This is a genomic window from Kushneria marisflavi (assembly GCF_002157205.1).
Classification (GTDB): domain Bacteria; phylum Pseudomonadota; class Gammaproteobacteria; order Pseudomonadales; family Halomonadaceae; genus Kushneria; species Kushneria marisflavi.
This window is the reverse complement of sequence record NZ_CP021358.1, coordinates 2,418,043-2,431,499: the sequence shown is the minus strand read 5'-3', so window position 1 is coordinate 2,431,499 and position 13,457 is coordinate 2,418,043. Positions and strand designations below refer to the sequence as shown.

Below are 13,457 nucleotides of genomic sequence, written 5' to 3'. Positions count from 1 at the left end.
CTGACCACAGCATTCTGGCGCATCGAGCCGCGCGGGCGTGAGCCGCTTTTGATATCGTTATGATCCATGACGCCCTTGAGGCGATGATCTTCTTTCTGCAGGGAGCCTTCATGACCCAGTCGCCGCGACGCGCCAGCATCTCACGCCACACCAGCGAAACACGTATCAGCGTTTCGCTTGACCTTGATGGTCAGGGCGAACTCAAGGCCGATACCGGCGTCCCCTTTTTCGAGCACATGCTCGATCAGATCGCCCGCCATGGCATGATCGACCTCACCATCGATGCCGATGGCGATCGCCATATCGATGATCACCATACGGTCGAGGATACCGGCATCACCCTGGGCCAGGCCTTTGCCGAGGCACTGGGTGACAAGCGAGGCATCCATCGCTACGGTCATGCCTATGTCCCACTGGACGAGGCGCTGTCACGGGTGGTGATCGATTTTTCCGGCCGCCCGGGGCTTTTCATGAATGCCGAGTTCACGCGCGCGACCATTGGCGCCTTCGAGACCCAGCTGGTCTCCGAATTCTTTCAGGGATTCGCCAGCCACGCGCGTGCCACCGTCCATATCGATAACCTGAAGGGCGACAATGCCCATCATCAGGTCGAGACCATCTTCAAGGCCTTCGGTCGCGCCCTGCGCATGGCGGTTTCCCCGGATGAACGCATGGCCGGGCGAATTGCCTCGACCAAGGGCAGCCTGTAATTCAACACCATCCGACCGGCGTGTACCCGGTCGGCAAGGAGTGTGTCCAGCATGACGATTGCCATCATCGACTACGGCATGGGCAACCTGCACTCGGTGGCCAAGGCCATCGAGCACGTCAGCCCCGATGAGCGTGTGACCATCACGCGGGATGCCCGCGCCATCAAGGGCGCCTCGCGCGTGGTACTGCCCGGTCAGGGCGCCATCCGTGACTGCATGGGGGAACTTGAACGAACCGAGCTGACGGGTCTGGTCAAGGAACTCCTGAGAGATGCCAGCAAGCCGTTGCTGGGCATCTGTGTCGGTCAGCAGATGCTGATGGAAAAAAGCGAGGAAAACGGCGGTGTACGCTGTCTGGGCTATATGCCCGGCCGGGTGACACGCTTTGACGACACGGCTCTGGACGAACAGGGTCAGCGGCTCAAGGTCCCCCATATGGGATGGAACCGTGTTCATCAGCATCATATGCACCCTCTGTGGGAAGGCATTCTGACCGGTGAGCGGTTCTATTTCGTGCACAGCTATTTCGTACAGGCCGATGACGATGCCCATGCGATGGGCTACATCGATTACGCCGGTAGCCGCGCCCATGTGGCCACCGGTCGTGATGCTGTCTTTGCCGTACAGTTTCACCCGGAAAAAAGTGCCGATGCCGGCCTCAGACTGCTGGCAAACTTTGTGGCCTGGTCGCCCTGACAGCCTCTGCGCCCAGGCCCCTTCACGACAAGGATAAAGGAATTCCCATGCTGGTCATCCCCGCCATCGACCTGAAAGACGGTCAGTGTGTTCGCCTCAAGCAGGGCCGTATGGAAGACTCGACCACCTACGGTGAAGACCCGGTGGCCATGGCCCAGCGCTGGGTGGATGCCGGCGCGCGACGCCTGCACCTGGTGGACCTCAACGGCGCCTTCGAGGGGCGCCCCGTCAACGCCGAAGCGGTCAGGGCCATTGCCGCCCGCTTTCCGGACCTGCCCATCCAGATCGGTGGCGGTATCCGCACCCGCGAGGTGATTCAGAGCTATCTCGATGCCGGCGTCAGCTGGGTCATTATTGGTACCCAGGCCGTGCGCGACCCGGACTTTGTTCGGGAAATGTGTCGCGAATTCCCTGGCCACATCATGGTCGGCCTCGATGCCCGTGACGGCTATGTCGCCACCGACGGCTGGGCAGAAGTGTCCACCATGCGCGCCGTGGATCTGGCCCGCCATTTCGCGGAAGATGGCGTCAGCGCCATCATTTATACCGACATTTCACGTGATGGCATGATGAACGGCGTCAACGTTGAAGCGACCGTCGAAATGGCCAGCCATGGCGGTGTACCGGTGATCGCTTCCGGTGGCGTGACCAACATGGAAGACGTGCAGAAGCTGGCAGACGTGTCCGCATCGGGCATTGTCGGTGCCATTACCGGCCGGGCCATCTACGAAGGCAAGCTTGATCTTGCCGAGGCCCAGACTCTGTGTGACACCATTGAAGCCCAGCGCGGCTGATGGTTCGGAGAAGCACATGACACTGGCAAAACGCATTATCCCCTGTCTGGACGTGGATCGTGGCCGTGTGGTCAAGGGCGTCAATTTTCTGGGCATCCGGGATGCCGGCGACCCGGTCGAGGTGGCACGGCGCTACAACGAACAAAATGCCGACGAGATCACCTTTCTCGACATTACCGCCAGCCATGAGGCGCGTGGCACCACACTGGACATGGTCAGCAGGATTGCCGGTGAGGTCTTCATCCCGCTGACCGTCGGCGGTGGCATTCGCAGCTGCGACAATATTCGTGCCCTGCTCAATGCCGGTGCCGACAAGGTGTCGATCAACACGGCAGCCGTCACGGACCCGGACTTTGTCTATGAAGCTGCCGAGCGCTTTGGCAGCCAGTGCATCGTCGTGGCCATCGATGCCAAGCGGGTCAGTGAGGACGGCGAGCCACCGCGCTGGGAAATCTTTACCCATGGCGGGCGAAAGGCGACCGGGCTGGATGCCGTGGACTGGTCCCGCAAGATGGTGGAATACGGCGCCGGGGAGTTACTGGTGACCAGCATGGATCGTGACGGGACCCGGGAGGGCTTTGATCTGGGGGTGACACGCGCCATCAGCGATGCCGTCTCGGTGCCGGTCATCGCCTCGGGCGGGGTAGGCAATCTTGATCATCTGGTGGCGGGTGTGAAGGAAGGCGGTGCTGATGCGGTGCTGGCCGCCAGCATCTTTCACTTTGGCGAATACACCATCGAGCAGGCCAAGCAGTACATGGCCGATCATGGCATCGAGATGCGCCTTTAGTGCTGCCCTCTACACGGCGTCGACCTCGACGCCGTGTGCCCGCAGGCTCCGCTTCTTGTCTATTCAGCCGTCAGGCCCAGATTACTGACGCCCTCGTTTTTCCCCAGCATTCGCAGCGCACGCAATCCTTCACGATCCAGTGTCTGCGTCTCGACGCTCTCCAGTACTGCCAGCTGGAAGGCCCGCTCGTCGCTCATCAGCTCGTTTTCCTCGATCAGAGCCTCACGCTCGGTATCGTCATGGATGGCGTCACCGGCATTCATCTCGATAAAGCGCTCGACGCCACCAATGGAGAGGCGACTGACGTCCACACTTGCCTCACCTGCCGGGCCTGATAACACATCCACGCAGGCCGACAGGGCCAGGGTCATGTCACGGGCAATACGCGCCCCGAAGCTGTCATCATCTTCCGGCGGTTCACAGGCCACGAGCTTTTCACCCTGGCGCTCGAAATCGATGCGGGCATCGCGAATCCCCAGACTCTCCCAGATCAGCGCCAGCAGGCTGGCCACGCCGTGAGCATCTCCCGCGTCGCCGATCTCGGCATAGAGGCGATAGTTCGGCATCAGTCGTTCACTCAATGCGGCCATGAAGGCCAGCGACTGACGTGGTGACAGCGCCCGCAAACGCTTTTCAAAACCCTGCGCGATCATGGTGGGCATCGCTTGTGCTCCCTGCTCGAAATCAATTCTGCTGATGATGTCATAACCTGCCCGATTTCAGGGATGGCCTGCCAATGCGGGCATGCTCGATAAAATGCGTTTGATCGCCCGTCAGGGCCAGAAAAAATGCGCCGGAATCCGCCCGCGCGCGTCAAATACCACGCCCTCGGCGTTCAACAGCTCGCGCTGCCGGCGGGCCCCGTCATGATCGGCAAGGCGACCGCCGGCAGCAACGACTCGATGCCAGGGCAGCGTATGCCCCTCGGGCAGCAGGCGCAGCAACGCGCCGATCGAACGCGCTGTGGCACCTTCCGTCATTTTGGCGATTGCGCCATAGGTGGTCACCCGCCCTTCGGGAATACGGGCAATAATGGTCGTGGCCTGCTCACGTACCTCGTCACGCATGGGATTTTCCGGTGATTGTCCAGATCGGTGTATGCTGAGTGATCAAATTATCGTTATCCATCATGGCCCTATCATGCATATCTATTTTTTGCAGCATGCGTCTCATTTTGGACCGGCCCGACTGGCGGACTGGCTGACCAGCATGGGCCACAGTTTCAACGTCTGTCGCCTTTATGCCGACGAAGTGCCACCCCGCCCCGGCGACTTCGACGCCCTGATCGTGCTGGGCGGCCCGGAACAGATCGTGGCACACGGCTGGACCAAACGTGAACAGCATCTTCTTGAGCGTACGCTCAAAAGCTCAAAACCGATCATGGGGCTGGGCTATGGTGCCGAGCTGATCGCCGAGGCGCTGGGCGCCATCGTATCGCTCAATACGCACGGTGAGTTTGGCTGGCACGCCGTCCGCGGCAATGAGGACGGCGACCTTGACCTGCCCGAGCGCTTTGACGCCTTTCTCTGGCATCGGCGTATCTTCGGACTGCCGGAAGGCGCCATCTCGGTCGGGGCCAGCGAGGCCAGCCCCCTGCAGGGGTTCACCTGGGACGGCGCCCGGGTAGTGGCCATGCACTGTCATCTGGAAGCCACCCATGACTGGGTAAAAACGCTGGTCGAAAAGGAAGCCGGCAGCCTGGCGGCCTCCGGACCCTGGGTGCAATCGAGCGACGAGATGCTTGATGACAGCCGCCGCTTTGCGCAGCAGGCGGCCGTACTGGATCGGGTCATGATCGACTGGCTGCGTCTTTAACCCTTATTCGACATCACCACTGCGACGCTGCTGGTCGACGGCCTCACGAACGAAGGCCAGCACCTCCTGCCACGTCCCGGTAAACGCCGGCTCATGCTCGTTCTGGCGCAGCTGATAGTGATACATGGGATCGTAGTACTCGCTCAGCAGCGGGGACAACCAGCCATCATGAGCCTGACTGTCATCCGTGGTGACATGGGTCTCGAAAGCCTGCTGCTGAAGCTGCAACAACCGCTCGAGACGCGCATTGCCCAGCCGCTTCCTGAGGCGCACCAGCGCACTGATCAATTGACGGCGCATCAGCGACCAGCCGAGCCACGGGCCATAGGACTGGCGATATTGCGTCCAGAGATCATCGATATAGTCCCGTCGGATCTGAGCCAGCCGCCATTCCAGCGGCATCTCGATCAGCACTCGAGGCGCGGCACAAAGGCCCTGCCAGAGCGGCAGTGGAATCTCGACACTACCAATGCGGCGGGACTCATCTTCAAAGACATAGGGCGCCCGGCGTGCGGCCAGATCCATCGCCAGTGCGTGCTCAAAGTTGATCTGCGTTGGCGGCTGCCCCGGCTGGCGGCCAAAGCTTGACCCCTTGTGACGCGCATGACCTTCCAGGTCAATGCCACTGTCGAGTGCCTTGATCATGTCGGTCTTGGCACAGCCGGTCAGTCCGGCGATCACCAGCGACGGCGCCTCGGCTGCCTGCTCGGTGAGCGACATCAGCGTTCGACGCGCTGCCTTGAATCCGCCTTTCAGACGTGACACCTCAAGCCCCGTCTCTGCCAGCCATTGCTGGGCAATGCCTGAGCGCTGACCGCCACGGGCACAGTAGATCAGGGCATCGGGATGACGTGAGAGTGCCTCGCGCCAGGCCTCGACGCGACTTTCCTTCAAGGCACCGTTAACCAGCTGATGACCTAGCCGGAGCGCGGCATCCCCCCCCTTTTCACGGTGGCAGGTACCGACCAGGGCGCGTTCGTCGTTGTCCATCAGCGGCAGGTTGATGGCACCGGGCAGCGCCCCTTGCGCAAACTCGATCGGCGCACGGACGTCGATCAATAGCGATGCCCCCTTGAGCCGGTCCAGCGTCGGCGTGAGCTGCTCTCCCTTATTGCTGGACATGGAAGACCGCTTCGCCCTCGCGCGCCACACACTCACCGAAGGCTTCAAGCGTCAGGCCGTGCTCGCGACCGATGCGCTCGACGTCATCTTCATAGGCAGGGTCGACCGCCAGCACCAGACCGCCGGAGGTCTGCGGATCACAGAGCCACTGCCAGTGATAGTCATCCATGGCCGGCATCAGTTTGCCCATCGCGCGATGATTACGCTCTGTACCACCGGGGACGGCGCCCTGACGAAGATAGCCATCCGCCTCGGGGATACGCGGCAGACGTCTGAAATCGATCCGGGCAGCCACGTTGCTGGCCGTGCAGACTTCACCCAGATGCCCGGCGAGACCAAAGCCCGTCACGTCGGTCATGGCATGAACGCCCGGCACGGTCGCCAATTTCTGGCCAATGGCGTTGGTACGCAACATGGTGTCACGTGCCAGCCCATGATGTTCCGGCGCCAGCAGGCCACGCTTTTCGGCCGTGGTCAGTATGCCCACGCCCAGCGGCTTGGTCAGATAGAGGCGGTCACCGGGACGAGCGCCGTTGTTGCGCTTTAAATGCGCCAGCTGCACCAGACCGTTGACCGCCAGGCCAAAGATGGGCTCAGGGGCATCGATGGAGTGCCCGCCCGCCAGCGCCAGCCCCAGCTCGCGACATACGGACTGGGCACCGGCCAGCACTTCTCCGGCAACCTTGGGTGAGAGCTTGTCGATCGGCCATCCCAGAATGCCCAGCGCCATGATCGGACGGCCCCCCATGGCAAAGACATCGCTGATGGCATTGGTCGCAGCGATACGACCAAAATCAAAGGGGTCATCCACGATCGGCATGAAAAAGTCGGTCGTGGCGATCAGGCCCTGACCATCGCCCAGATCATAGACGGCGGCATCTTCGCGATCCTGGTTGCCAACGATCAGCTTGTCACTGAAAGCGCCGGGGCCTGCGTTTTTCAGCATGCTATCCAGCACATCCGGTGCAATCTTGCAGCCACAGCCGGCTCCGTGGCTGTACTGGGTAAGACGAATCTGTGTCATGAGCGGTTCCCTTTTTGATCTGCAGTATACTCGATGGCGCCCTCTTTGCTGTGGCACCGCCGCCGGCCTCTCGGCCAGCCATTACCCTTTATCCGGTTTGATCAGATGGCCTCGAGCGCCTCGGAGAGACGATCCACGGCGATCACTTCCATGCCGGCCGGCGATTTTTTGGGCGCGTTGCCCCGCGGAACAATGGCACGGGTAAAGCCATGCTTGGAAGCCTCGATGATGCGCTCCTGCCCGCTGGGTACCGGACGGATTTCTCCGGAAAGACCGACCTCGCCGAACACCACCAGCTCGCGCGGCAGCGAGCGGTTCTGAAGGCTTGAGACCACCGCCAGCAAAACCGCCAGGTCGGCGCTGGTTTCCAGCACCTTCATACCGCCGACCACGTTGACAAAAACGTCTTGATCGCCGGTAAAAAGGCCACCATGGCGGTGCAGCACGGCCAGCAGCATGGCCAGACGCTGGGCATCAAAGCCGACCGCCACGCGCCGCGGGTTGCCCAGCGCCGACTCATCCAGCAGCGCCTGAACCTCGACCAGCAGCGGCCGGGTGCCTTCCCAGACCACCATCACGAGACTGCCGGGCGCCATCTCCTCACCGCGAGAGAGAAAGATCGCGCTGGGGTTTTTCACCTCCCGAAGCCCCTGCTCCATCATGGCGAAAACACCCAGCTCGTTGACCGCACCAAAGCGGTTTTTCTGCCCGCGCAGGGTGCGAAAGCGTGAATCGGAGCTCCCCTCCAGCAGCAGCGAGGCATCAATCATGTGCTCCAGTACACGGGGTCCCGCCAGAGCGCCATCCTTGGTGACATGTCCGACCAGCATCAATACCGTGCCGGTCTGCTTGGCAAAACGGGTCAGCGCGGCGGCCGATTCACGCACCTGGGCCACGCCGCCGGGCGCCGATGAGACATCTTCCAGATGCATGGTCTGAATGGAATCGATGATCAACACCGCCGGCTTTTCCCGCTCGGCCATGCTCAGAATGGTTTCCACACTGGTCTCGGCCAGCATGGAAAGCCCCTGAGTCGGCAGCGATAGACGGTGGGCGCGCATGGCTACCTGAGAAAGCGACTCCTCCCCGGTGACATAGACCACGCGGTGCTGCTGAGCGAGGTGACAGGCCGTCTGTAAAAGCAGCGTGGACTTGCCCGCGCCCGGATCACCGCCCAGCAAAATGGCACCACCGGGCACCAGCCCCCCGCCCAGTACGCGATCGAATTCATCATAAGTGGTCGAAAAGCGCGGCAGTTCGCTCAGATCGACCTTTGATAGATCTGTCAGCGCCACGCTGGCCCCGCCGGCATAGCCCTGACGGGCAGCACCACCTGAACTGCTGCCGGGACGAGCAGCACTCGAAAGGCGTATTTCCGTCAGCGTGTTCCACTCACGGCAGCTGCTGCACTGCCCCTGCCACTTTGAATACTCGGCACCGCATTCGGTGCACACAAATGCACTTTTGGCCTTTGCCATGCTGCCTGTCCGTCCTCTTTGGTGATTTCAGACATGAAAAAGGGCGGCTTGGCGCCGCCCTCTGTTTGATACTGCCCAAAGGGCAGCACTTTCGCGATTACTGCTGTCGGGTCAGACGCAGGGTCTGGCCGTTTTCAAAACGACGCAGCTGCGGATCCACCAGCTCGAGTGTGGAGTCGTTAACACGCTCGAAGTAGTAGACCTGACCTTCACCGGAGGGCGTCAGCTCATACACGGTCGCTGACGGATCATCCTGCATGCCGCTGATCACATCCCAGTTGCCGCTGTAGGTTTCAGTCGGCGGATTCTGCGGATGGTTCTGGTACTGTGCTTCCAGCTCGAACGTCCGATCCTGCGGGTTGGTCGCCTTCTCATCGCCCTGCAGATTGACCGTCAGTGCGATGCCGCTGCAGTTGCGACACGGCAGAGTACCCGTATAGGTGCGCGTTTCGGTCTGGGCCTGTGAAGACGAGGCCGTGGCACCTGTGCTGTCAGTACCCTGCTGCTCACCCCCAGTACCAGCACAGCCCGCCAGTAGCGCCATCAGTGCCGAACCGGCCAGCAACGTTTTCATCTGCATGAAGCTTACTCCTGATGCCTGTTTTTTGGCCGCTCAAGCGACCGGTGCCCCCTAGCATAGCTGCTCGTCGGGGGCACCGGAAAGACACCCGTGCAGATTAGGGTCACTACGGCAGGGTTAATGCCTTTTAGCGTGTCTGATCCGGCAGGAACGGATAATCGGTATAGCCCTTCTCATCGCCACCGTAGAAGGTATCCGGGTCAGGCTCGGCAAGCTCGGCACCAACACGAAAGCGCTCGGGCAGATCGGGGTTGGCAATGAAGGGCCGACCAAAGACCGCGGCATCGGCAATGCCGCGCTCGATCAGATCCACTTCGCCCTGTGCCGTATAGTGTCCACAAAAGAGCAGGGCACCGTTACGAAAGCGTGCACGCAGGGCGCGACGGAAGTCATCGGTCAAATGAATATCGCCACCGGCCCAGTCAGGTTCGTTGACGTGCAGATAGGCCAGCTCACGGACATTGAGCTGTTCGGCCAGATAGAAGGCCATCTGCTCGGACGCCTCGTCCTTGAGGCCGAAGATCTCGATAAACGGTGAGATGCGAATACCGACCCGGTCATAGCCAAAGACGCTGGCCACGGCATCAACGACCTCGAGCACGACCCGGGCACGATTTTCGATCGAACCACCGTAGCGGTCGGTACGCTGGTTGGAACCGGTCGCCAGGAACTGCTGCAGCAGATAGGCATTGGCAGCATGGACTTCGACCATGTCAAAACCGGCGCGTCTGGCGCGCATGGCGGCCTGACGATAATCCTCGACCAGCTCGGGGATCTCTTCGGTTTCCAGTGCACGGGGCGTACTGGCATCTTCCCGACCGGAGCTGCCGTCTTCGAATTCGACAAAGGCCTGAGCGCCTTCACCGCGCAGGGCGCTTGGGGCGACAGGCTGCTGACCGTCAGGCTGGACGCGTTCGTTGGACACACGGCCGACGTGCCAGAGCTGCAGCGCAATGCGTCCACCGCGCGCGTGAACGGCTTCTACCACGCCTTTCCAGCCGGCTTCCTGCTCATCGGTCCAGATACCCGGGGTATAGACATAACCGGCCGCCGTCGGTGAGATGTTGGTGGCTTCGGCGATAATCAGGCCGGCACCGGCACGCTGACCATAATAGATTTCCTGCAGGCGACCGGGGATGCGATCCGGTGTGCGTGCGCGTGTCAGCGGCGCCATGATGACGCGATTGGGAATTTCCAGCGAGCCCAGCTGAAGCGGTTCGAATAGAACATCGTGCATGCGAGAACCTCCTTGTTCGATGACTCTGATAAAAGCAAGGGAATTTGAGTCAGCCTCCTATATGGAGACTGTTAGCCTGCTTATCAAGTCACCCGGTTCAAATTGGCTCATTTCTCCAGGTCAGGGCGAGCCGAATCCTTCGATCAATCGCTGACGCAGGACATCCATTCCCCAGTGTGCACTGTCCTGATTCGGCAACATGCCTGACTGCCAGCCCCATTTTGCAAATTGGTTCAGCACGCTTGAATCCCGGGTCATGACATGCACCGGCACATCCATGCTGGCGCCTTCCCCGGTAATCAGTGAGGCCGGCTGGTGATCTCCCATGGCGATCACGACCAGGTTATCGTCACCGTAATGGGCCACGAAGGAAGCCAGGGCCTCAAGCGCGTAGTCGATGGACTTGAGATACTGTGCCCGAACACGATCACTATCCTGCCAGACCACATCGGGCGGATCTCCGGCATTGGCCCACTGATTGAAGATACGACCATCACCGACCCGATCCCACGCCACCATGGGCGGGATGGGCGTCCAGGGCGCATGACTGGTTAACGTCGCGATTTCAGCCATGACCGGGGCTCGATCTCCGGGAGCCAGTGCCAGCCTTTGAAGGACCGACCAGGTGTACTGATCCGGCATGGTGATCCAGTTAAAGGGGTCGCCCTTGTAACCGAGATTTCGGGCATCGAGCACCTCGTCAAATCGGAAGTAGCGGTTGGCCAGCCACTCGCGGGTCAATGCCGGCTCAACGGCCATGGTCTTCCATCCGGCGCGATTGAAAAGACGCGCCAGCGACACACGATCGGTGCCCATCAGCCAGTTGTAGCGCCGCTGCGAGTCGATCCAGAGCCCTGACTGCAGTGTGGCATGAGCCAGCCAGCTCTGACCACCCACCGTGGGCGAGGCCAGCCAGGCACTGCGCGCGCCAAAACCTGCCTGCCCCAGCTCACTATCGATGGCGGCCATGCGCGAACGCATGACGCCGGCGTAGCGCTCATCTTCAAGAGCTGTACGCCCATAGGATTCGATAAAGACAAAGAGAACATCGCGCCCTTTCAGGCCGGTGAGTAGACGCTCGGCCGGCATCTGCGCAGCAGGGTCGTGAAGGGCATATTCTTTCAGTGCCGCCAGATCACGAAGGTTCTGGCGGGACTGGTCAATGTGCTCAACAATCAGGCGCGATGAACCAGCCGGTCGTGGCACGTCATGCCAGACCAGGCCGGCCAGAGAGATCACAAGCCACCCTGCTGTTAGAGAACGGAGCCATCTGCGCTGACCTGCAGGCTGATTCGACGTGTTCTGGCGCGACAGAAGTGACCACCCTGCCATGGTGATACCCAGCATCAGTAGTAGCGTCGTGACCAGCACACCGGCCAAAAGCCAGGCCTTGTCAGCCCCCACCGTGCCGCTGAAGACATTCCATCCCGGCCCTATAAGACGCCAGTCGGAAACGGGGTCAAAAATGCGCCAATACGCCTGAAGCGCCACCATGTCGGCCAGCTTGATCAGCGCCAACAGCAAAAGAGCAATTGCCACTACTGGTGCCAGAAAACGACTCACACGATATGGCAGGCACCACAGCGCCATTACCATGAGAGGCAGCTCAAGCGGAGGCCACCACGCAACGGGTGAGCCCAGCGCGCCGATTTGATTGGGGAGGGCCAGCACGACATAGCCCAAAAGGAGGGTAACTCCCATGACACTGGTACGCAGGATCTTTCCAGACACCGGTCTGCCCCTCAACATTCAGTAAAGCTCCTGAGATTAGCAGAGACGCATGGGCGAGGCTTGCGAACGCCACGGGCAGGGGTCAACATGATCCTACCGTATTATTCCCTTGCAGAGAGCCACAATGAGCAAGTTCTGGAGTCCTGGAGTAGCAGCACTGACACCTTATGTGCCCGGAGAACAACCCCGGCAGCGCATGATCAAGCTCAATACCAATGAGAACCCCTATCCGCCGGCCAGCGGCGTAGAAGAGGTACTTCGACACTTTTCCTGTGAGCAGCTGCGACGCTATCCGGATCCGGAGTCGCTCGCACTGCGCGACATGCTGGCGCGCACCTATAACGTGACTCGCGAGCAGGTCTTTGTGGGTAACGGCTCGGATGAAGTACTGGCCTTTGCCTTTCGCGCCTTCTTCCTGCGTGAAGGCGAAGCACTGGCCATCCCGGAATACACCTACAGCTTTTATCCGGTCTACTGTCAGCTTTATGGCATCGATCTGGAAAAGATTGCTCTGAACGAGCGGTGGGAAGTGCCACTGGCACATTTCCCCGAGAACGGACATGCCGGGATCGCCTTTGCCAACCCGAATGCTCCGACAGGCCATGCGCACTCGCGTGCAGACATCAAGTTATTGCTGGAGCGTCAGCGTGAACGCGTAGTGCTGGTCGATGAAGCCTATTATGGTTTTGGCAGTGAAAGTGTCGTGCCGCTGATCGATGAGCACCCCAACCTGCTTGTGACAGGCACCTTTTCAAAGTCGCGCAGTCTTGCGGGCATGCGCATTGGCTTTGCTATTGGATCAAGGGAACTGATCGAGGGATTGGAGCGCATCAAGGACTCTTTCAACTCTTACCCCATCGATCCACTGGCCAGCGCCGTGGGGATCGCCGCACTGGAAGATACCCGGCACTATGAGGAGTGCCGTCATGCCATCATGGCGACGCGTGAGGCCACTACTCAGGCATTAGAGGCGCTGGATATCGAAGTGCTGCCGTCACAGGCCAATTTCATGTTTGTTCGACCCAGACGGCATGATGCCGTGTCAGTAGCTGCGCATTTGCGCGCTTCCGGCATACTGGTACGCCATTTTGGTACACCGGGTCTTTCAGACTGGCTGCGTATATCGATCGGCACCGATGCGGAGATGACGGCCCTGACCGACGCCCTCGCCGCACAGGACAGGGCGGGCTGAGACACCGCCCTGCCCGGTCACGTCAGTGACCGAGCAGGGCCGGCCGGCTCACGGCCGGTTTTTATCAAGCGCACATAAAAGAACCCCGGTCCATTGGACCGGGGTTCGGAAGGGGTGCCTGACGATGACCTACTCTCACATGGGGAGACCCCACACTACCATCGGCGCGGAGCCGTTTCACTACCGAGTTCGGGAAGGGATCGGGTGGTGCCGGCACGCTATGGTCGTCAGGCAATTCTGCAGACCGGCTGCTTTAAAGCAGCGGATCAAAATAGGGATCATGCTGAT

The 13,457-nt window shown here is 60.7% G+C and carries 14 protein-coding genes and 1 rRNA gene; 6 read left to right on the top strand and 9 right to left on the bottom strand.

Going from position 1 to position 13,457, the window contains the following annotated elements; all coding sequences use genetic code 11:
* Positions 1-110 precede the first annotated feature (110 nt).
* From hisB to hisF, 4 genes are read left to right on the top strand one after another with little or no spacing between them, the layout of a single operon-like run.
* On the top strand, positions 111-710 hold the full coding sequence (gene hisB, locus B9H00_RS11020; protein WP_086901837.1) for an imidazoleglycerol-phosphate dehydratase HisB: 600 nt from the start codon (positions 111-113) through the stop codon (positions 708-710).
* Between the two features lie 51 nt (positions 711-761).
* Complete coding sequence (gene hisH, locus B9H00_RS11015) at positions 762-1,406, top strand: imidazole glycerol phosphate synthase subunit HisH (protein ID WP_086900704.1); 645 nt, start codon at positions 762-764, stop codon at positions 1,404-1,406.
* A gap of 47 nt (positions 1,407-1,453) precedes the next feature.
* Positions 1,454-2,200 (top strand): 1-(5-phosphoribosyl)-5-[(5-phosphoribosylamino)methylideneamino]imidazole-4-carboxamide isomerase, encoded by a 747-nt coding sequence (hisA, locus tag B9H00_RS11010; RefSeq protein ID WP_086900703.1) that lies wholly within the window; start codon positions 1,454-1,456, stop codon positions 2,198-2,200.
* Positions 2,201-2,216: 16 nt separating this feature from the next.
* A complete protein-coding gene (hisF, locus tag B9H00_RS11005; protein WP_086900702.1) occupies positions 2,217-2,990 on the top strand; it encodes an imidazole glycerol phosphate synthase subunit HisF in 774 nt (257 codons plus the stop codon).
* A 59-nt stretch (positions 2,991-3,049) separates the two neighbouring features.
* Here hisF and B9H00_RS11000 read toward each other — a convergent pair whose 3' ends face one another.
* A complete protein-coding gene (locus tag B9H00_RS11000; protein ID WP_236944257.1) occupies positions 3,050-3,652 on the bottom strand; it encodes a YjaG family protein in 603 nt (200 codons plus the stop codon).
* A gap of 111 nt (positions 3,653-3,763) precedes the next feature.
* The gene (locus tag B9H00_RS10995; protein WP_086900701.1) at positions 3,764-4,057 is read right to left on the bottom strand and encodes an MGMT family protein; all 294 of its coding nucleotides are present in this window, start codon (positions 4,055-4,057) and stop codon (positions 3,764-3,766) included.
* Between the two features lie 73 nt (positions 4,058-4,130).
* Here B9H00_RS10995 and B9H00_RS10990 point away from each other — a divergent pair, with 73 nt between their 5' ends.
* Positions 4,131-4,805, top strand: coding sequence for a type 1 glutamine amidotransferase (locus B9H00_RS10990; protein WP_086901835.1), 675 nt, complete (start codon positions 4,131-4,133; stop codon positions 4,803-4,805).
* A gap of 3 nt (positions 4,806-4,808) precedes the next feature.
* Here the strand turns inward: B9H00_RS10990 and mnmH are convergent, their stop codons facing one another.
* The 6 genes from mnmH to B9H00_RS10960 form a co-directional block, all read right to left on the bottom strand.
* Complete coding sequence (mnmH, locus tag B9H00_RS10985; RefSeq protein WP_086900700.1) at positions 4,809-5,927, bottom strand: tRNA 2-selenouridine(34) synthase MnmH; 1,119 nt, start codon at positions 5,925-5,927, stop codon at positions 4,809-4,811.
* Complete coding sequence (selD, locus tag B9H00_RS10980; RefSeq protein WP_086900699.1) at positions 5,914-6,951, bottom strand: selenide, water dikinase SelD; 1,038 nt, start codon at positions 6,949-6,951, stop codon at positions 5,914-5,916. The genes mnmH and selD overlap by 14 nt, the downstream gene beginning before the upstream one ends.
* A gap of 101 nt (positions 6,952-7,052) precedes the next feature.
* On the bottom strand, positions 7,053-8,429 hold the full coding sequence (gene radA, locus B9H00_RS10975) for a DNA repair protein RadA (RefSeq protein ID WP_086900698.1): 1,377 nt from the start codon (positions 8,427-8,429) through the stop codon (positions 7,053-7,055).
* A gap of 97 nt (positions 8,430-8,526) precedes the next feature.
* Positions 8,527-9,009, bottom strand: a complete 483-nt coding sequence (locus B9H00_RS10970; RefSeq protein WP_086900697.1) for a copper resistance protein NlpE N-terminal domain-containing protein — start codon at positions 9,007-9,009, stop codon at positions 8,527-8,529.
* A gap of 127 nt (positions 9,010-9,136) precedes the next feature.
* Positions 9,137-10,246 (bottom strand): alkene reductase, encoded by a 1,110-nt coding sequence (locus tag B9H00_RS10965; RefSeq protein WP_086900696.1) that lies wholly within the window; start codon positions 10,244-10,246, stop codon positions 9,137-9,139.
* Between the two features lie 120 nt (positions 10,247-10,366).
* A complete protein-coding gene (locus B9H00_RS10960) occupies positions 10,367-11,947 on the bottom strand; it encodes a sulfatase-like hydrolase/transferase (protein WP_169713436.1) in 1,581 nt (526 codons plus the stop codon).
* 154 nt (positions 11,948-12,101) lie between these two features.
* On the opposite strand from B9H00_RS10960, the gene hisC reads away from it, so the two are divergent.
* Positions 12,102-13,169: a histidinol-phosphate transaminase gene (hisC, locus tag B9H00_RS10955; RefSeq protein ID WP_086900694.1), complete on the top strand. Its 1,068-nt coding sequence runs from the start codon at positions 12,102-12,104 to the stop codon at positions 13,167-13,169.
* 116 nt (positions 13,170-13,285) lie between these two features.
* Here hisC and rrf read toward each other — a convergent pair.
* Positions 13,286-13,401 (bottom strand): 5S ribosomal RNA (gene rrf / locus B9H00_RS10950).
* Positions 13,402-13,457 lie beyond the last annotated feature (56 nt).

Coding starts and splice junctions, on each gene's coding strand:
- hisF (WP_086900702.1), top strand. CDS start 2,217: ATGACACTGGCAAAACGCATTATCCCCTGTCTGGACGTGGATCGTGGC.
- B9H00_RS10995 (WP_086900701.1), bottom strand. CDS start 4,057: ATGCGTGACGAGGTACGTGAGCAGGCCACGACCATTATTGCCCGTATT.
- B9H00_RS10960 (WP_169713436.1), bottom strand. CDS start 11,947: ATGGGAGTTACCCTCCTTTTGGGCTATGTCGTGCTGGCCCTCCCCAAT.
- radA (WP_086900698.1), bottom strand. CDS start 8,429: ATGGCAAAGGCCAAAAGTGCATTTGTGTGCACCGAATGCGGTGCCGAG.
- B9H00_RS10965 (WP_086900696.1), bottom strand. CDS start 10,246: ATGCACGATGTTCTATTCGAACCGCTTCAGCTGGGCTCGCTGGAAATT.
- mnmH (WP_086900700.1), bottom strand. CDS start 5,927: ATGTCCAGCAATAAGGGAGAGCAGCTCACGCCGACGCTGGACCGGCTC.
- selD (WP_086900699.1), bottom strand. CDS start 6,951: ATGACACAGATTCGTCTTACCCAGTACAGCCACGGAGCCGGCTGTGGC.
- hisB (WP_086901837.1), top strand. CDS start 111: ATGACCCAGTCGCCGCGACGCGCCAGCATCTCACGCCACACCAGCGAA.
- B9H00_RS10990 (WP_086901835.1), top strand. CDS start 4,131: ATGCATATCTATTTTTTGCAGCATGCGTCTCATTTTGGACCGGCCCGA.
- hisC (WP_086900694.1), top strand. CDS start 12,102: ATGAGCAAGTTCTGGAGTCCTGGAGTAGCAGCACTGACACCTTATGTG.
- hisH (WP_086900704.1), top strand. CDS start 762: ATGACGATTGCCATCATCGACTACGGCATGGGCAACCTGCACTCGGTG.
- hisA (WP_086900703.1), top strand. CDS start 1,454: ATGCTGGTCATCCCCGCCATCGACCTGAAAGACGGTCAGTGTGTTCGC.
- B9H00_RS10970 (WP_086900697.1), bottom strand. CDS start 9,009: ATGCAGATGAAAACGTTGCTGGCCGGTTCGGCACTGATGGCGCTACTG.
- B9H00_RS11000 (WP_236944257.1), bottom strand. CDS start 3,652: ATGCCCACCATGATCGCGCAGGGTTTTGAAAAGCGTTTGCGGGCGCTG.